Source organism: Stenotrophomonas sp. 2201_Sma (assembly GCF_056486685.1).
Genome location: NZ_CM151329.1, coordinates 417,543 through 435,167 on the forward strand (window position 1 = coordinate 417,543; position 17,625 = coordinate 435,167).

The following is a 17,625-nucleotide window of genomic DNA, read 5'->3' on the forward strand; positions in this document are numbered from 1 at the left end:
GGGCTCTGCTCTGCAGTAGTTCCACGCCATGTGTGGATGAATTTCCGGGTCAGGAGCTGCGCCGTGCGTAGCGCTGCGCGATCACACCGCAGACGATCAGCTGGATCTGGTGGTAGATCATCACCGGCAGCACGATGGCACCGAGGCTGCCCCCGGCGAACAGCACCTTGGCGATCGGCACGCCGGTGGCCAGGCTCTTCTTGGAGCCGCAGAACACGATGGCGATCTCGTCCTCGCGGTTGAAGCGCAGGCGACGGGCGATGAAGGTGATCAGCGGCATGGCGATACCGAGCAGGACGGCGGCTACCACGGCCACTGCCAGCAGTGACAGCACAGGGGTCTTGCTCCAGAGCCCTTCGGTGACGGCTTCGCCGAACGCCGAATACACGACCAGCAGGATGGTGGCCTGGTCGGTGTAGCGCAGCAGCGCGCGCTGCTTCTCGACCCAGCCGGCGATCCACGGGCGCAGCAGGTGGCCGGCCACGAACGGCACCAGCAGCTGCAGCATGATGCCGCCGATCGCATGCAGCGGGTCATGCACACCGCCGGAGGTGCCGGCCAGCGCGGTCAACAACAGCGGCGTGAGGAACACACCGAGGATGCTCGACAGCGATGCGCTGCAGACGGCCGCCGGCACATTGCCGCGCGCCATCGAGGTGAAGGCGATGGACGACTGCACGGTGGAGGGCAGGGTGCACAGGAACAGCACGCCCAGGTACAGCTCCGGGGTCAACAGCCAGCCCGACAGCGGCTTGAACATCAGGCCCAGCATCGGAAACAGCAGGAAGGTGCAGGCGAGAATGGTCAGATGCAGGCGCCAGTGCAGCATGCCGCCGATGATCGATTCGCGCGGCAGGCGCGCCCCGTGCAGGAAGAACAGCGCGGCGATGGCGACCGTGGTGACATCGTCCAGGACGATGGCGGCGGCGCCCTTCATCGGCAGCAGCGACGCCAGGCCGACCGTGCACAGCAGGGCGAGGGTGAAGTTGTCCGGTCGCAGGCGCGACCACCAGCGGGTCATGGGGGGCAGACTCCTTGGTGTGGAGGGTTCAGGGCGAGGTGACCGGTGTGGCCAGACGCTGGCGGGTGACCGCTTCCAGCGACTTCAGGCCGGCGCGCTGGCCCAGCTGAAGGGCCTGTTCCGGGCTGGCATGTTCGTAGCGTGCATTGACCAGGCCGAGCACGGCACCGGCGCGGTTGCCGGACGCGCAGTGCAGCAGCACCGGCCCCTGGCTCTGCTGCAGGGCCTGGTGCACGGCGCGCACATTGGCCGCATCCAGGTCCTCGGCGCCGGCCACCGGGATGCGCACATAGCGCAGGCCCAGCGATTCGGCCGCGCGGGTTTCATCGAAACCACGGTCCTCGTCGGGCTGGCGCAGGTCGATCACGGTGCGCACGCCTTGCGCAGCCAGTTCGCGCAGGTGTGCGGCACTGGGCTGGCCGCCGGCATACAGGCCGGGGCGGACTTCATTGAGCGGGGCATCTGCGGCCAAGGCCGCCAGCGGCAGGCAGAGGGACAGCAACAGCAGGCAGGTCAGGCGCAGCAGCATGGTCCTCTCCGTTAAAACGTTCCGCCGCTACCGGCCCAGGCTGGCGCGGGCCTTGAGCAGCTCGCGCAGTTCGTACTTGTCAGTATCGTCCAGTCCCTGCTGCCGCTGCTTTGCCAACAGCTCTTCCAGACGTTGCTGCAACAGCTGTTTCTCCAGCTGGGCCACGGCGTCGTGCAGTTCCTGGGTCCAGATCGCTTCGCTGCCGGGCAGGGTCTGGGCGGCCAGCGTGTGCAGCGAGGCCTGCTCCTCACGCCTGTCGAAATGCTCCAGCAGCGCGCCGGTGCTGATATCGGGACGCTGTTCGACCAGCGCCAGCAGCTCCAGCAGCAGCTCCACACCCGGCAGGCGCAGGCCCTGGAAGTGATGCTTGCCGCCCAGGGTCAGCGCCAGCGACGGCTGCTGCAGCAGCACGGCGATCGCACCCCGCACCAGGCTGCGCTTGGCCACCGGCTGGATCGACCGTGCCGGAGGGCGCTGCGGCATCGCCGTGCGGGTATTCTGCGTGGCCGCACCGAGCCCGGTCAGCTGCGCCAGCTGCTGCTTCATCAGGTCACCGAACGCGCCATCGGGAATCTGCGCCAGCATCGGTCTGGCCCGCTCGGCCAGGCGTGCCCGGCCGTCCAGCGTGCCCATGTTGATCTCGCGGGTCAGCTCGTCGAAGAAGAACTGCGATAGCGGCGTGGCCTGCTTCAGGCGTTCGTTGAAGGCCTCAGCGCCTTCCTTGCGCACGATGGTGTCCGGGTCCTCGCCGTCGGGCAGGAACAGGAAGAAGGCCTGGCGGCCGTCCTTCATGCGCGGCAGCACCGACTCCAGTGCCTTCCAGCCGGCGCGGCGGCCGGCGGCATCGCCATCGAAGCAGAAGAACACGTCCGGTGCGTTTCGGAACAGCAGCTCGGCATGGTCGGGCGTGGTCGCGGTGCCCAGCGTCGCCACCGCCTGGGTGACGCCGAACTGGAACAGCGAGACCACGTCCATGTAACCCTCGACCACGATCAGCCGCTCGATCTTCTGGTTCGCCTGGCGCACCTGCCACAGGCCGTACAGTTCGCGGCCCTTGTGGAACAGCGCGGTTTCGGGCGAATTGAGGTACTTGGGACCGTCGTCCTTCTCGAACACCCGGCCACCGAAGGCGATCACCCGTCCACGGCGGTCGAAGATCGGGAACATCACCCGGTCGCGGAACTTGTCGTAGACGTGCCCCCGGTCGTTCTTGGAGAACAGGCCGGCACGGTCGAGCAGCTTCATCCGCCGCTCGTCCTTGCCCAGCGCATCGCGCAGGCCGCTGTAGCCGTCGGGCGCATAGCCGATCTGGAAGCGGGCGCGGTTCTGTTCGTCCACGCCACGGCCGTCAAGGTAGGCGCGGGCCTTGTCGCTGCCCTCCAGGTTCTTCTGGAAGAAGCGCGCCGCTGCATCCAGTGCCGAATAGAGTTCGCGGCTGTCGTCCTGCTGCTGGGCGCTGCGCGGGTTCTCACTGCGCGGTACGTCCATGCCCGCGCGCTTGGCCAGCTCATCCACCGCGTCGAGGAACTCGAGGCGGTCGTAGTTCATCAGGAAGCTGATTGCGGTGCCGTGCGCACCGCAGCCGAAGCAGTGATAGAACTGCTTGGTCGGCGAGACGGTGAACGAGGCCGAGCGCTCGTCATGGAACGGGCAGCGTGCCGCGTACTCCTTGCCCTGTCGCTTCAACGGCACACGGCTGCCCACCACCTCGACGATGTCGGTGCGGGCCAGCAGGTCGTCGATGAAAGCGTCGGGGATACGGGCCATGGGCAGCAGGGCAGGGCGCGGCCGCCGGGGCGCGCAGCAGGGGCGGCAGGTCCCCCCTAGTTTACTCGCTGGCGATGGTCGGGCCGGCCTGTTGTTCGCTGCCGCCGCCGGCGCTGGCGGCCGCCCGCTGTGCCCGGGCACTCAGGCGCTCGTCGATCACCGCGGTCATCAGGGCGCCGACGAAGAACACCGCGGTGGCGTAGTAGATCCAGACCAGCGCGATCACCAGGGCGCCCATCGAACCATAGGCGCTGCCGGGTGCCACGGTGGCGATGTAGACGCCGATGCCGTAGCGCCCCAGGGCGAACAGGAGCGAGGTGATGGCCCCGCCGATGAAGGCCTGGCGCCAGGCCACGCGACGGTCGGGCAGATAGTGGTAGAGGAAGGCGAAGGCCAGCGTGTACAGCAGCAGCGTGGTCACGTAACCGATGGCCGGCAACACCGATGGCAGCTGCGCGAATACCACCTGCAGGGCGGTGGTGGCGGTCATCGACAGGATCAGCAGGAAGCCCAGCGCCAGCACCACGCCGAAGGAGAACACGCGCTTGCGCAGCCAGGCCTGGACGCCTTCCAGGCGCTGGCCGCTGGTATGGAAGATGCGGTTGAGTGCGTTCTGCAGCTGTGCGAACACGGCGGTGGCGCCGACGAACAGCAGCAGGGTGCTCCACAACCCGGCCAGCGAGCCCATGCTCGGCTGGCTGTTGGCGTTGTGCAGCACGGTATCGGCCACGCTGGCCACGCTGCTGCCGGCCACCGAGCCGATCTGGCTGATCAGCGCCTGCTGCGCGGGCGGGTACAGCGAGGCGGTCAACCACAGCAGCAGCACCAGCAACGGCGCCATCGACAGCAGGGAATAGAACGAAACCGATGCGGCCTGGGTCAGGACGTCGATTTCGACGAAGCGCTTGGCCACGGCCATCGGGAAGCTGTCCTGCAGCTTCTCCAGGCGCGATCGGACGATGGGCAGGAAGGTGCGGGGATGCGGCATCTACGGCGTCGGCTGGAGCGGTACAGGCTTCCTTTTCTAGCAGATGCCGGCGTTGCGGCAGGTGAAGTGGCAGCGCGGTCGCGGAATGCAGCGAAGTCCGCGTTATCCTTCTGCCCGGACCGAGGGCGCGCTGGGGCTGCCGCCACGGTATCCGGGCCCACCGCCTGTGTGCGGGGCCACGACAATCCAACTTCTCTGCAAAAGGACGCGTTATGAAAGGGATGGTCTGCACCACGATGGTGTTGCTGCTGGCGACGAGCGGTTCGGCCGCTGCGGCGTCCACGGCCTGCGAAAAGGCCTTCAAGACGGTAGGGGATCCGCGCAATGGCGCGATGTACATGGCCGACCTGACGGTGCCCGGTCTGAAGGTGCAGAGTGCACTGGACCAGCTTCGCAAGATCGGTGCCGATGACCAGTTCGAGGTGGGCGGCCAGCTGGTGGAAGGCGATACCGGCAACCAGTACCTGATCCAGACCAAGGGCCTGCGCACGCCGCTGGTGCTGATCGGCACCGCCGACCGCAGCGGCCGGGTCACCCTGGCCACCAAGCTGGCCCGCGGCCAGACCATCGCCCAGGAGGACGCCCGCAAGTCGATGTGCGACATGCTGGACAAGCTCAAGGGCGGCAGCCAGGGGGATGCGCTGGCCGCCGCCGCGCGCGCGCAGTATCCGATCTCCGTGGCGGAGGAGGTGACCGCGCCGGACCTGTCCAAGAAGATGGGTAAGGAGGTGCGCGATACGATGGCGGCCTACAACGCTGCGGGCAGCTTCAAGGACCTGCTGCTGGGCACCACCACCAACAAGGAAGACCTGGGCGACCGCTCGGCCACCTTCCTGCCGGTGTATGCCAAGTACATCGGTCGCCGCTACCGGATCGACGGCCAGATCTACACGGTCAACTCGAACAGCTACTCCAGCCGTCCGGGTGAGGTCGGATCGATCAACTACCTGGTGACGCCGACCCGTGGCCTGTTGCGGATCCGCCAGTATGACACCTTCAACAACAACAACTACACCATCCGTTGCGAATTCGCTCCGGACCAGGCAGCCAACTTCGCCATGCTGCGCGAACGCGACTGGGCCAAGCTGGAAGGCGAGGTCAGCGCGGTGGAGGGCAGTTCCATGACCCTGCGCAACTGCCGCCAGGTGTAAGCGCTGGCGCGGCAGCTGCAGCAATGACAAGGCCCGCGTGAAGCGGGCCTTGTCATGTCCGGCAGGGTGGTGGCGGATCAGCCAGCCAGGGCCTGTTTGACCAGCTTGGACACCACGCCCATGTCGGCCTGACCGGCGAGCCTGGGCTTCAGCGCCCCCATCAGCTTGCCCATGTCGGCCGGGCCGGTGGCACCGGTTTCGGCGATGGCGGCCTGGATGGCGGCGGCGATCTCGGCCTCACCCATCTTGGCGGGCAGGTAGGCCTCGATGACCACGATCTCGGCACGCTCGATCGCGGCCAGGTCTTCACGGTTGGCCGCTTCGTACTGGCTGACCGAGTCCTTGCGCTGCTTGACCATCTTGTCCAGCACGGCGATCACGGCGGTGTCGTCGAGCTCGATACGCTCGTCCACTTCCTTCTGCTTGATCGCGGCGTTGATCAGGCGGATCACGCCCAGCTTGTCCTTCTCGCCCGCCTTCATGGCGGCCTTCATGTCATCGGTGAGCTGCTGCTTCATGCTCATGGGAGACCTCGTGGTGGTAGTGGGGCAGGGCGGTTGCCCGGGCCCGGAAACGCAAAAAGCCGGCGACGCTCGCGCGTGCCGGCTTCGGCTTCACCGCGGAAGGACGAACCCGCCGCAATGAAGATGCGTCCGATCAGTACAGGCGCTGACGCTTGGTGACGTCGCGCGACGAGCGGCGCAGCTGACGCTTCACAGCAGCGGCGGCCTTGCGCTTGCGCTCCTGGGTCGGCTTTTCGTAGAACTCGCGCTTGCGGGTTTCGGCCAGCACACCGGCCTTTTCGCAAGTGCGCTTGAAGCGGCGAAGAGCAAACTCGAAGGGCTCGTTCTCGCGGACTTTGACGCTGGGCATGGAATCTCCGGGACACAGTAGAACCGGGTCACGCCCGGCGAGCCGCACATTATAGCGGCGAATCAACAAACTGCAAGCACGCAAGCCTGAATGCGGGCCAGCAATACGGATGCAGTGGGATCTGCACGTCACCCCGAGGGGGCGGCAGGGGCGTCATAATAGCAGGCATGCGAGTCCTTGGCATCGAATCTTCCTGTGATGAGACCGGCGTGGCGGTGTACGACACCGACCTGACCGGCAGCGCGGCCCTGCGCGCCCATGCGGTCTACAGCCAGATCGCCCTGCACGCCGAGTACGGCGGTGTGGTGCCCGAGCTGGCCAGCCGTGACCACGTGCGCAAGCTGCTGCCGCTGGTCCGGCAGACCCTGGCCGAGGCGGGCCTGGGCGTGGACGACATCGATGGCGTGGCTTATACCGCTGGCCCCGGGCTGGTCGGTGCGCTGCTGGTCGGTGCCGGGGTGGCCCGTGCCCTGGCCTGGGCACTGGAGGTGCCGGCCGTGGGCGTGCACCACATGGAAGGGCACCTGCTGGCGCCCTTGATGGAGGACGATCCGCCGCAGGCCCCGTTCGTGGCCCTGCTGGTGTCCGGTGGCCACACCCAGCTGGTGGCGGTCGATGCCATCGGCCGCTACCGCCTGCTGGGCGAGACCCTGGACGATGCGGCCGGCGAAGCCTTCGACAAGACTGCCAAACTGATGGGGCTGCCCTATCCCGGCGGCCCGCAGCTGGCCAAGCTGGCCGAACAGGGCACCCCGGGGGCCTACCGTTTCGCGCGGCCGATGACCGATCGCCCGGGTCTGGATTTCAGCTTCTCCGGCCTGAAGACCCAGGTGCTGATGGCCTGGCGTGACAGCGACCAGAGCGACCAGACCCGCGCCGACATCGCGCGCGGTTTCGAGGATGCGGTGGTGGAGACCCTGTCGATCAAGTGCGAACGCGCGCTGGAAGCAGCCGGCACCAATGTGATCGTGGTGGCCGGCGGTGTCGGTGCCAATACGCGGCTGCGTGCCCGCCTGCAGCAGATGGCCGAACGCCTCGGGGGGCGTGCCTGCTTCCCGCGGCCGGCGCTGTGCACCGACAACGGCGCGATGATCGCTTTCGCCGGCGCCCTGCGCCTGCAGGCCGGGCAGCACAACCCGCCGAAGGTTGACGTGACCCCGCGCTGGGACATGGCGACGCTGCCCGCGGTGTGACCCGCGGCGCACCCATCCACACAGGCTGCGACCGTAGCGGAGGACGTGCCGGGATCCGGTCGTTTCAGGCAGCGGTGGTTCCGTCCCGTTACCATGACCGTCTGTTTTCCGGCTGGTAACCGCAATGGACAAGGTTTTCATCGAGGGGCTGACGATCGACGCCCTGATCGGCATCTACGATTGGGAACGGCGGATCCGGCAGGACCTGGTGTTCGACCTGGAGATGGGTTTCGACAACCGGCGCCCGGCGGCGACCGACGATATCGCCCATACCCTCAACTACAAGGCGGTCAGCAAGCGGCTGGAGCAGTTCGTGCGCGAATCGGAGTTCGGCCTGGTCGAGACCCTGGCCGAACGTTGCGCGCAGATCGTGCTCGACGAGTTCGATGTGCGTTGGCTGCGGCTGAAGCTGAGCAAGCCGGGAGCGGTGCGCGGCGCGCGCGCGGTCGGCGTGATCATCGAGCGCGAACGCGGCTGAAACAGCAGCGTCGGCCGGTGGCCGGCAACTTCTTCATGCGAAATGACTGAAACAGGAGACGACTGATGGTGGATGCGGTGGTGGCGGTACAGTGGATGGAGCGGCTGCAGAACACACTGGAACCCTATCCCGGCGCCTACCTGGCGTTGATGATTTCGGCCCTGCTGCTCGCGGCGGGCCTGGCCAACTGGGTGACCAAGCGCATCCTGGTGCGCGGCCTGCGCCGTCTGCTGCAGCGCCTGCCCGGTGCCGAATCCGGGCGTGGCAGCCATCTGATGCGGGTCATCTCGCGGTTGTCCAACGTGGTGCCCAGCCAGGTGATCGCCTCTGGCATCACCCTCATTCCCGATCTGCCGCCCGGGCTGGTCAGCGTCATCGTCAAGCTGTGCATCGTGTGGGCGGTGCTGACCGTCTCGCTGGCGTTCTCGCATGCGCTGGATGCGGCCAACAGCCTTTACGAGCGCAAGCCGGATGCGCGCAACAAGCCGATCAAGGGCTACCTGCAGGTGGTCAAGATCGTGATCTTCGTGGCGGCCGGCCTGGCGATCATCTCCACCCTGCTGGGCGTGGCACTGGGCCCGCTGGTGACCGGCCTGGGTGCGGCCACGGCCGTGCTGATGCTGATCTTCCAGGACACCATCCTCTCGCTGGTGGCCAGCGTGCAGATCAGTGGCGATGGCCGCGTGCGCATCGGCGACTGGATCGAGATGCCGAGCCAGAACGCCGATGGTGACGTCATCGACATCGCCCTGCACACCATCACCGTGCAGAACTTCGACAAGACCATCACCACCATCCCGACCAAGAAGCTGGTGACCGAGTCGTTCAAGAACTGGCGCGGCATGCAGGAGGCCGGTGGCCGCCGCATCAAGCGCGCGCTGTACCTGGACCAGCACAGCGTCGGCTTCCTGGACGAGGGCGACCTGGCCTTCCTCGGTGAGTTCGCCCTGCTGCGCGACTACCTGCGCGACAAGGAGCAGGAGCTGGGGCAGTGGAACGGGCGCCTGCGCGAACAGGGCGTGGCGGACGTGAACAGCCGCCGGGTGACCAATCTGGGCACGTTCCGGGCCTATGTGGAGCGCTACCTGCGCAGCCACCCGGGTATCCACACCGACATGACCCTGCTGGTGCGACAGCTGCAACCGACCACCGAGGGCCTGCCGCTGGAGCTGTACTGCTTCACCCGCACTACCGCCTGGGCGGAGTACGAGGCCGTGCAGTCGGACATTTTCGACCATCTGCTGGCGATCCTGCCGGCCTTCGGCCTGAGGGTGTTCCAGGCGTCCAGCGACGCCATGTTGATGGCCGGGCAGCGCCAGTCGGCCCGCTCGGAGTAAGCTGCCGTGCCGCCCGCGGGACCGTACGGACCCCGCTGGTGGATGAAACTGAATGCCGAAACCTCTCGCCAAATGGCCCGGGATCGCTAGAATGCCGGGCTTGTAAACGTTTTCATCAAGGACTGCCGGTGGCCTCCGAACGCATCGAATCCCTCATTGCCCAGATGACCGTCGAGGAAAAGGTCGGCCAGCTGGGTGTTTTCGCGGACATGGTCCGCCCGTTCGCCCCGGACGTGAACCCGGAAGCCAACGTGCGCAATGCCGACCAGGTGCTGCAGCAGGTGCGCGAGGGCAAGGTCGGCTCGCTGTTCAACGGGGTGGGCGCCGAACTGGGCCGCCGCATCCAGCAGGTCGCGACCGAGGAGAGCCGGCTGGGCATCCCGGTCATCCTCGCGGCCGACGTCATCCACGGCATGCGCACCGTGTTCCCGATCCCGCTGGGCGAGGCCGCCAGCTTCGAGCCGGACCTGGCCGAGCGCACCGCCCGCGCCACTGCGGTCGAGGCCACCGCCGCCGGCCTGCACTGGACCTATGCACCTGCCGTGGACATCGCCCGCGACCAGCGCTGGGGCCGTGGCGCCGAAGGCGCAGGCGAGGACGTGGTGCTGGGCTGTGCCTTCGCCGCCGCCCGTGTGCGCGGCTTCCAGGGCAGCGACCTGCGTGCCGCCGATTCGCTGCTGGCCACGCCCAAGCATTTCGCCGCCTATGGCGCGGTGATGGCCGGCATGGAATACAACATGGTGGACATCTCGCCGCAGACCCTGCGCGACGTGCACCTGCCGCCGTTCAAGGCGGCCTTCGATGCCGGTGCGATCACGGTGATGTCCTCGTTCAACGACATCAACGGCGTGCCGGCCAGCGCCAATGCAGAACTGCTCACCGACATCCTGCGTGGCGAGTGGAAGTTCCCGGGCGTGGTGATCTCCGATTACACCGCCGACATGGAACTGGTGGCGCACGGCTACGCCGCCGATGACCGCGACGCCACCGCCAAGGCCTTCACCGCAGGCCTGGACCTGAGCATGCAGAGCGGCTTCTATGCCGAGCACCTGCCAGGCCTGGTGGAAAGCGGCGAGGTGCCGATGGCGGTGCTGGATGAGGGCGTGCGCCGCATCCTGTGGCTGAAGGAAACCATCGGCCTGTTCGACGACCCGTACCGGTCGCTGGACCCGGCCCGCGAAGCGGACGACTCGCACATCGCCGCACATGATGAGCTCTCGCGCGATGCCGCGCGCCGTTCGATCGTGCTGCTGAACAACCGTGACAACGTGCTGCCGCTGCAGAAGACCGGGCAGAAGATCGCGCTGATCGGCCCGTTCGTGCAGGACCGCGAAAACATCGAAGGCTGCTGGACCCTGTTCGGCGACAAGCAGCGTTATGTGGACCTGGAAACCGGTGTGCGTGCCGCCATCGGTGACGCGTCGCTGCTGGAGATCGTGCCCGGTTGCGATCTGGAAACCGCGATCCCGGGGGGCACCGAAGCCGCCGTGGCGGCTGCGCTGCGTGCCGACGTGGTGGTGTTGGCGCTGGGCGAGCCGCAGCGCTACAGCGGCGAAGCGCAGTCGCGCGTGGAGATCACCTTGCCGCCGGCGCAGCAGGCACTGGCCGAGGCGGTGGCAATGACCGGCAAGCCGCTGGTGGTGGTGCTGCGCAATGGCCGCGCGCTGGCCCTGCAAGGTGCGGTGCGCAATGCACAGGCCGTGGCGGTCACCTGGTACCTGGGCACGCAGACCGGTCATGCGGTGGCCGATGTGCTGTTCGGCGACTACAGCCCGTCCGGCCGCCTGCCGGTCAGCTTCCCGCAGGTGTCCGGCCAGCAACCGTATTTCTACAACCATCCGCGTACCGGCCGCCCCGAACTCCCGACGATGTCGGAGTTCAAGGCACGCTGGCGCGAGATTCCCAACGAGCCGCTGTATCCGTTCGGTCATGGCATCGGCTACACCACCTTCGCCTATGGCGTGCCGCAGCTCAGCACGGCACAGCTGGGCTGGGACGACACCCTGACCATCACCACCACGCTGACCAACACCGGTACCGTGGCCGGCGAGGAAGTGGTGCAGCTGTACATCCATGACCGCGTGGCCAGCCGCGTGCGGCCGGTGCGCGAGCTGAAGGACTTCCGCAAGATCGCACTGCAGCCGGGCGAATCCACCGATGTGGTGTTCACCCTGCATCGCGAGCAGTTGGCGTTCACCGGCCGCGATGGCGTGCTGCGTGCCGAGCCGGGCCTGTTCGAGCTGTGGGTGTGCGCCTCGTCAGCGGCTGGCGAGCCGGTGCAGTTCGAACTGCTGAAGGGCTGAACGGGAACGGTAGCGCCGGGCCATGCCCGGCGTCGTCACCCACACGCCGGGCATGGCCCGGCGCTACCATCGCGGTGGGTGTGTGCGTCGTCACCCATGGCAAACACGCCGGGCCTGACCCGGCGCTACCATCGGGGTTCGTGATCCGATGGAGCCCGACCATGCGCAAGAGTGCTTTCCTTGCCCCCGTGCTGCTGCTGGCAGCCTGTGCACAGCCGGCGCCGCCCGCGGCCCCGGAGGCAACGCCCGCTGCCGCACCGGCAGCCGAGCCCGTGCAGGCAGCACCTGCAGCACCTGCGGCACCCGCGAGCGAACAGACCGAAGATGCGCGCGCGCGCATCGAGACACTTCTCGGTGATGCGGCGCAGTACGAGAAGGTCTTCACTGCCTTCAGAACGGCGGTGGTCGGCGGTGATCGCGCGGCGGTCGTCGAGGAAATACGTTTCCCGTTGAACATCAGCGGCGGAAAGACGATCGCCGGACCGGGCGAATTCCAGCGCAGCTACGAGAAGATCATCACCCCGGCCGTGGTCAAGGCGGTATCCACACAGGATTTCGGAAAGGTGTTCGTCAACCAGCAGGGCGTGATGATCGGCGATGGCCAGGTGTGGTTGGGCGGCCAGTGCCTTGATGCGGCCTGCACCCGGACCGAAGTGAAGGTCATCACCATCCAGTGAGCGTGCAGGGTGACGGGCACTGGTCCGCCACCCTGCGCAGCTGATCAGGTCTTTGGCGTGAGCTTGAGCAGGCGCGCCTTGCTGCCATCTTCAAGCAGCCACAGCGCGCCATCGGGCCCCTGTTCCACTTCACGGATGCGCTCACCCATGTTGAAACGTTCCGCCTCGCGCGCGTTGTCGCCCTCGAAGGCTACGCGCACCAGTGATGTGGAGGACAGGCCGCCGATGAAGCCGCTGCCCTTCCACTGCGGGAACAGGGTGCCGCTGTAGATGACGAAGCCCGCAGGCGAGATGACCGGCGTCCAGGTCACCTTCGGCGCGGCGAACTCCGGGCGCGTGTCGTGGTCGGGAATCGGCCGGCCGTCGTAGTGGTCGCCGTTGGAGACCACCGGGTAGCCGTAGTTGGCGCCCCGCACGATCAGGTTCAGTTCGTCTCCGCCCGCCGGCCCCATCTCATGCGCCCACAGCTTGCCGTTGGCATCGAAGGCCATGCCCAGGATGTTGCGATGGCCGAGCGACCACACCTGTGCAGCCACGCCGCCCTGTGACGCAAACGGATTGTCCGCCGGCAGGCTGCCATCGTCGTTGAGGCGGATGATCTTGCCGAGGTTGCCGCCCATGTCCTGCGCGGGGTCGAACTTCTGCCGTTCGCTGGAGCTGATCCAGAGCTTGCCGTCCGGACCGAACACCAGGCGATGGCCGTAGTGGCCCTGCCCGCTGACCTTCGGTGTCTGTCGCCAGATCACCTTCAGATCCTTGAGCTGGCCGCCGCCATCGGCGTCCAGGGCAAGCGTGGCGCGGGCCACCGCGGCCCCGCGGGTATCCAGCGTGCCTTCCTCCGCATAACTGACGTAAATGACCTGGTTGCGGGCGAAGTCGGGGTGCAGGATGACATCGCCGAAGCCGCCCTGGCCACCATAGGCGACCTTCGGTACGCCCGTGATCTCATGCTTCTGGCCGCTGGCCACGTCCAGGTGCTGCAGTTTGCCGCGTTTCTCGGTGACCAGCAGGCTGCCATCGGGCAGGAAAGTCATTGCCCACGGTTGATCGAAACGGCTGACTTCCGTGGCGGTGAACGGCCGGTGGTCGGTTGCGGCCGCAGTCGCGGCGGGTGCAGCAGCGGTGGCGGCAGTACCGGCAGTAGCGGATGCAGGATCGGCGGCGTTGCAGGCAGTGGTGGCGAGGATCGGCACGAGGCCGAGGGCAAGCATGAGGGGCGTACGGGTCACGGGAATCTCCGGGGCGGGGATGCGGATGGCCAGGCTCTCCCTTGTATACCACCGCCGACGTGACCGTCGTGGCCCGAAGGTCCCCCCCCTGTGCGCCGCGAGGGGGATCGTCTAGGGTGACCACCACCGGGCAACGCATGCCCGCCTGCCTGCAAGGATCTGCAATGCACACTGTTACCGCTCACAAGCCGTCTCCCGCCTTCATCGCCGCCTCATGGGTCGCCCTGCTGCTGGGCGCGGGGGCCTACCTGATCGGTCTGTTCAACGCCCAGATGGCACTGAGCGAGAAGGGCTACTACCTGGTGCTGCTGCTGTACGGATTGTTTGCGGCGGTATCGCTGCAGAAGAGCGTGCGCGATCGTCTGGAGGACATCCCGGTCAGTGGCCTGTACTACGCGCTGTCCTGGTTCGCGCTGCTGTCGGCGCTGCTGCTGATGATGATCGGTCTGTGGAACGCCACGCTGCTGCTGAGCGAGAAGGGGTTCTATGCCATGGCCTATGCACTGGCGCTGTTCGGTGCTGTCGCGGTACAGAAGAACACCCGCGACCTGATCGCCGCCAATAGTGGGACTTCGCGCAGCCCGGTCATGCCACCGCTGCCGGAACACGACTGATACCCCGGTGCTGCAGAACCGGGTTGCGGCCCGGTTCTGCAGAGGCCTGAACTCAGGTGCCGCGCGGTACGCCCCGGTCCAGGCGCTGGTCGAGGTTGACCGCTTCTTCCCAGCCGCGGCGGACGGCGTTGCGGGCCTGCGCCCACTCCAGCCGGCTCTTGCCGCGCTCGCTCGCCCAGCGCGACTCGAGTTCGGCTTCCACCTCTTCGTACGCGCGGATCATGTCCTGCGCACGGGCAGCGTGACCGATGCGATAGGCCGGCTCGTAGTCCTCGAAGAACAGCTGGTTGTCGTAATAGGGTTCAGCGGTGTAACGCTCGCGCCAGAAGTCGGAAACGGCCTGGCGCGGTGCGCTGTCATCCGGCACGCGGCCGGGGATCTGGTACTCGGGGCTCATCGATCGGGCTCCGTGGTGGATGAGCTTCGATCATGCCGCCATGGCGGTTAACGGTCCGGTCCGCTCGCGTGAAGGGAAGGTGTCCTCCATCCGCGCCGTCGCTGCCGATCATCAGGCGCCTACGTCCTTGCGCGGCAGTTTGTAGATCACTGCGCCGATGGCGAAGGCGACCAGTGCGGCGGCGATGTTCTGCCAGCTGGCACTGGCGAACAGGGCCAGGCAGAGCAGCAGGGCCAGGACCGGAATCAGCGGCCCGCCCGGCAGCTTCAGTGCGCCCGGCCGGTCGGCGTAGCGCTTGGCCAGCACCAGCACGGCCGCCGCGGTTCCGATGTAGGCGAACAGTCGCGTGGTCATCGACAGCAGCGCCAACTGCACGAACGAACCGGACAGCGCCAGGCCGAGGGCGATCAGCCCCTGGCAGAAGATCGCGGCAGCCGGTGTGCGGAAGCGCGGATGGACCTGCGCGAGGATCTTCGGCCCGTAGCCATCGCGGGCAAGCGCGAACAGGAAGCGCGGGCCCATCATCATCGTATTGCTGTTGGTGCCGAGAATGGAGATGGTCGCGCCGACGGTCAGGATCAACGCCAGTGCCTCACCGCCGAATCCGGCCGCGGCATCGGCCAGCGGTGTCGGCGACGACGCAAGCCCGGCCAGGGTGCCCTGCGCCACCACCTGCACCGCGCCGTAGATGACGGTGACGGTGATGATCATGGTGATCAACGCGAATGGAATGTCGCGACGGGGATTGCGGTACTCGCCGGCTGCCGCCGGGATGTTCTCGAAACCAGCGTAGGCATACAGCAGCAACAATGCGGCCTCACCCATGCGCTGCAGGTCGTGCGGGTCCGGGCGCTGGCCGGAGAACGCCAGCTGCGGATCGATGTAGAACGCGCCGATGGCCACGAACAGCAGCAGCGGCAGCATCTTGCCGATCACCAGCACGATGCCGGTGCGGGCCGCCGAGCGCACTCCGATGATGTTCACGCCGGTCAGGAAACCCAGCGACAGCACGATCACGGCAAGGCGACCCGTGCCGGCCCCAGCCCAGGGCCAGAAGCGCGCGACCGCATCGGCCAGCGCATTGCTGAGTGCGGCCGCCGAGCTGATACGGGTCAGCCAGATCATCCAGCCGATCTCGAAGCCGGCGAAGCGGCCAAAGGCTTCGCGGGCATACAGATAGCTGCCGCCGGGTTCATCGAAGTAACTGGCGGCCTGCGCGTAGCACAGCACCAGCAGGGCCACCACGATGCCGGCGGCGACCACGCCCCACAGGCTGAAGGGGCCCAGCAGGGCGACGGTGGCCGCCGGCAGCAGATAGATGCCGCTGCCGATCACATCGTTGATCGACAGGCCGACGATCTGCCAGCGGCTGACCGCGCGCTGCAGCTGCGGTTCGTCCGGGGCGCTCAACGCAACGCTCCGGTCAGGGCCGGCAGCTGCCACGGCCCCTGCAGGTTGTCGTACTCCGTCTTGGGCAGCAGGACGAAGACCGCGCGCGTGTCCGGCTTCAGCCAGGCCAGCAGGGCCGTCATGTGGCGCGGCTCCATTGCCGTACAGCCGGCCGTGGCCTCGCCCGGTTTGCGCCAGAGGTGGGCGAAGATGCAACTGCCCTTGCCCGGCCTGCGGCTGCTGTTGTGTTCGATCACGAAGCCCTCGCGGTAGCGAACATCGCCCTTGTTGTGCAGGTCCAGCCGCATCGGTTCGGTGGAGCCTTCTACTGCGGCGGTACCTACGTCCGCCGCATCGACGATGCGGTTGTAGTAGCGCGAGGCGGGTACATCCATGCAGTAGTGGCTGGCCGTCATCGGCAGATACGGCATCGCGCTGGCGATCGTCGGCGCGTAGCCGAACGCGGGGCCGATATCGAAGACGCCGGCCGGACTGCGCCCGTCGCCTTCCGTTTTCTGCGGCCCCTGGTTGTGCAGCGACGCACGGCCCACGCCCCACGCGCTGCCCTCACGCCCCACGGCCACGGTGAAGGCCGGGCCGTGCGGGCGCCAAGTGTCGTCGCTGCTCCTGCGCTCATAGGCCTGCAGCCGGCCCTGGGTGGCATCCCAGCTGTCGGTGACCACCACGATGGCCTGCAGACTGCGCGCCATCGGCGGCAGCGGGGTGAGCGCGCCAGCGGGCAGCGCGGTGGCCAGAGCGGTGACAGCGAGGGCGGTACGCAGCAGCGGCAGCATCGTGGACTCCAGTGAACCAGGGGTCGATCAGGCGTCGATCAGGTGTTCGATCCGTTCCAGGTTCACCCCGAGCTGGCGGTGGCGGTCCGGGTTGGCATGGCACAAAAGCACGAAGACGAAGTCGAGCAGGGACTGCAGTGAAGCACGGTACAGCAGCTGCGCCACGTGCGGTGCGGGGTCATGGGCGCAGACCACCAGTGACTGGTCGGCATGTGCGCGCAGTGGGTTGGCGGTGTGGCGGGTGATCGACACCACCTTCCCGCCCACGTCCTGGAACTGCCGCGACAGCTGGAACAGCTGCGGCAGCTTGCCGAACTCGGAGAACACCAGCATGGCATCACCGGCCCGCGCCGCTGACAGGTTGGCCATCATCAGGATCGGATCGGCATGGTGCACGGTCAGCATGCCCAGCAGCGACAGTCGCATGGCGAACTCGCGCGCGTACAGGCCGTCATCGCCAAGGCCGTACACGAACACTTTGGGCGCCCTGTCGAGCAGTCGCACGATGGCCTCCACATCAGCCTGCGCATTGGCCAGGCTGGTCTCTTCCTCGGCGGCTGCCCGGCTCAGGCGCAGGCGCCCGGCGATGTCGGCGTAGTCATCGGCGCTCGGCGACGGCGGGCGTGCCTGCGGATCGTGGCCGGCGCGCGCCACGTCCTGGCCGATCGAGTACTTCAGGTCCGGGTAACCCTTGAAGCCCAGCTTCTGGCTGAACTTCACCACGCTGGACTGGCTGATGCCCAGCGCGCTGGCCAGCTGCTGCGACGAGTAGTCGCGCAGCAGGTGCGCGTTGTCGAGGATGAAGTCGGCGATGCGGCGTTCGATGGCCGACATCTGCCCGCGCTCGGAGCGGATTTTCACCAGGGGTGGCATGGGGCTCAGCGT

18 protein-coding genes are annotated in these 17,625 nt (G+C 67.3%); 7 read left to right on the plus strand and 11 right to left on the minus strand.

The genetic code is table 11. The features are described 5' to 3' along the window. Nucleotides 1-49: 49 nt before the first annotated feature. From ACZLIF_RS01885 to ACZLIF_RS01900, 4 genes are all read right to left on the minus strand, one after another. Nucleotides 50-1,021 carry a bile acid:sodium symporter family protein gene (locus ACZLIF_RS01885; protein WP_128988088.1) on the minus strand — a complete coding sequence of 324 codons (972 nt, stop codon included), beginning with the start codon at nucleotides 1,019-1,021 and terminating at the stop codon, nucleotides 50-52. Between the two features lie 28 nt (nucleotides 1,022-1,049). Next, nucleotides 1,050-1,550 (minus strand): protein tyrosine phosphatase family protein, encoded by a 501-nt coding sequence (locus ACZLIF_RS01890; RefSeq protein ID WP_128988087.1) that lies wholly within the window; start codon nucleotides 1,548-1,550, stop codon nucleotides 1,050-1,052. Nucleotides 1,551-1,577: 27 nt separating this feature from the next. Beyond that, entirely contained in the window at nucleotides 1,578-3,317 is a 1,740-nt protein-coding gene (gene dnaG / locus ACZLIF_RS01895; RefSeq protein WP_128988086.1) for a DNA primase, read from the minus strand. A 61-nt stretch (nucleotides 3,318-3,378) separates the two neighbouring features. Further along, on the minus strand, nucleotides 3,379-4,305 hold the full coding sequence (locus tag ACZLIF_RS01900) for a YihY/virulence factor BrkB family protein (protein WP_128988085.1): 927 nt from the start codon (nucleotides 4,303-4,305) through the stop codon (nucleotides 3,379-3,381). A 212-nt stretch (nucleotides 4,306-4,517) separates the two neighbouring features. Here ACZLIF_RS01900 and ACZLIF_RS01905 point away from each other — a divergent pair, with 212 nt between their 5' ends. After that, on the plus strand, nucleotides 4,518-5,456 hold the full coding sequence (locus ACZLIF_RS01905; protein ID WP_478462288.1) for a hypothetical protein: 939 nt from the start codon (nucleotides 4,518-4,520) through the stop codon (nucleotides 5,454-5,456). 77 nt (nucleotides 5,457-5,533) lie between these two features. Here the strand turns inward: ACZLIF_RS01905 and ACZLIF_RS01910 are convergent, their stop codons facing one another. Together ACZLIF_RS01910 and rpsU are read right to left on the minus strand one after the other, a co-directional pair. Further along, nucleotides 5,534-5,980, minus strand: a complete 447-nt coding sequence (locus ACZLIF_RS01910) for a GatB/YqeY domain-containing protein (RefSeq protein WP_065175438.1) — start codon at nucleotides 5,978-5,980, stop codon at nucleotides 5,534-5,536. Between the two features lie 133 nt (nucleotides 5,981-6,113). Beyond that, nucleotides 6,114-6,329 carry a 30S ribosomal protein S21 gene (gene rpsU, locus ACZLIF_RS01915; protein ID WP_002808376.1) on the minus strand — a complete coding sequence of 72 codons (216 nt, stop codon included), beginning with the start codon at nucleotides 6,327-6,329 and terminating at the stop codon, nucleotides 6,114-6,116. A 167-nt stretch (nucleotides 6,330-6,496) separates the two neighbouring features. On the opposite strand from rpsU, the gene tsaD reads away from it, so the two are divergent. The 5 genes from tsaD (at nucleotide 6,497) to ACZLIF_RS01940 (ending at nucleotide 12,317) form a co-directional block, all read left to right on the plus strand. Next, nucleotides 6,497-7,522 (plus strand): tRNA (adenosine(37)-N6)-threonylcarbamoyltransferase complex transferase subunit TsaD, encoded by a 1,026-nt coding sequence (gene tsaD, locus ACZLIF_RS01920; RefSeq protein ID WP_065175437.1) that lies wholly within the window; start codon nucleotides 6,497-6,499, stop codon nucleotides 7,520-7,522. A 124-nt stretch (nucleotides 7,523-7,646) separates the two neighbouring features. Continuing rightward, a complete protein-coding gene (gene folB / locus ACZLIF_RS01925) occupies nucleotides 7,647-8,000 on the plus strand; it encodes a dihydroneopterin aldolase (RefSeq protein ID WP_053519479.1) in 354 nt (117 codons plus the stop codon). 65 nt (nucleotides 8,001-8,065) lie between these two features. After that, complete coding sequence (locus ACZLIF_RS01930; protein ID WP_065175436.1) at nucleotides 8,066-9,337, plus strand: mechanosensitive ion channel family protein; 1,272 nt, start codon at nucleotides 8,066-8,068, stop codon at nucleotides 9,335-9,337. Nucleotides 9,338-9,465: 128 nt separating this feature from the next. Then, nucleotides 9,466-11,640, plus strand: a complete 2,175-nt coding sequence (locus ACZLIF_RS01935) for a glycoside hydrolase family 3 N-terminal domain-containing protein (protein ID WP_128988084.1) — start codon at nucleotides 9,466-9,468, stop codon at nucleotides 11,638-11,640. A gap of 161 nt (nucleotides 11,641-11,801) precedes the next feature. After that, on the plus strand, nucleotides 11,802-12,317 hold the full coding sequence (locus ACZLIF_RS01940) for a hypothetical protein (protein ID WP_128988083.1): 516 nt from the start codon (nucleotides 11,802-11,804) through the stop codon (nucleotides 12,315-12,317). 44 nt (nucleotides 12,318-12,361) lie between these two features. On the opposite strand, the gene ACZLIF_RS01945 is transcribed toward ACZLIF_RS01940, so the two are convergent. Then, entirely contained in the window at nucleotides 12,362-13,546 is a 1,185-nt protein-coding gene (locus ACZLIF_RS01945; RefSeq protein ID WP_128988082.1) for a PQQ-dependent sugar dehydrogenase, read from the minus strand. A gap of 164 nt (nucleotides 13,547-13,710) precedes the next feature. Between ACZLIF_RS01945 and yiaA the strand changes: the two genes are divergently transcribed. Further along, nucleotides 13,711-14,160 carry an inner membrane protein YiaA gene (gene yiaA, locus ACZLIF_RS01950; RefSeq protein ID WP_128988081.1) on the plus strand — a complete coding sequence of 150 codons (450 nt, stop codon included), beginning with the start codon at nucleotides 13,711-13,713 and terminating at the stop codon, nucleotides 14,158-14,160. A gap of 52 nt (nucleotides 14,161-14,212) precedes the next feature. Here yiaA and ACZLIF_RS01955 read toward each other — a convergent pair whose 3' ends face one another. The 4 genes from ACZLIF_RS01955 to ACZLIF_RS01970 all read right to left on the minus strand — a co-directional run bounded on the left by ACZLIF_RS01955 (nucleotide 14,213) and on the right by ACZLIF_RS01970 (nucleotide 17,613). Beyond that, nucleotides 14,213-14,557, minus strand: coding sequence for a hypothetical protein (locus tag ACZLIF_RS01955; protein WP_053519473.1), 345 nt, complete (start codon nucleotides 14,555-14,557; stop codon nucleotides 14,213-14,215). Nucleotides 14,558-14,668: 111 nt separating this feature from the next. Then, on the minus strand, nucleotides 14,669-15,967 hold the full coding sequence (locus tag ACZLIF_RS01960; protein WP_065175432.1) for an APC family permease: 1,299 nt from the start codon (nucleotides 15,965-15,967) through the stop codon (nucleotides 14,669-14,671). Further along, complete coding sequence (locus ACZLIF_RS01965; protein ID WP_128988080.1) at nucleotides 15,964-16,740, minus strand: L,D-transpeptidase family protein; 777 nt, start codon at nucleotides 16,738-16,740, stop codon at nucleotides 15,964-15,966. Before ACZLIF_RS01965 ends, ACZLIF_RS01960 begins: the two co-directional genes overlap by 4 nt. A 27-nt stretch (nucleotides 16,741-16,767) precedes the next feature. Continuing rightward, a complete protein-coding gene (locus ACZLIF_RS01970; protein ID WP_065175430.1) occupies nucleotides 16,768-17,613 on the minus strand; it encodes a MurR/RpiR family transcriptional regulator in 846 nt (281 codons plus the stop codon). Nucleotides 17,614-17,625: the final 12 nt, after the last annotated feature.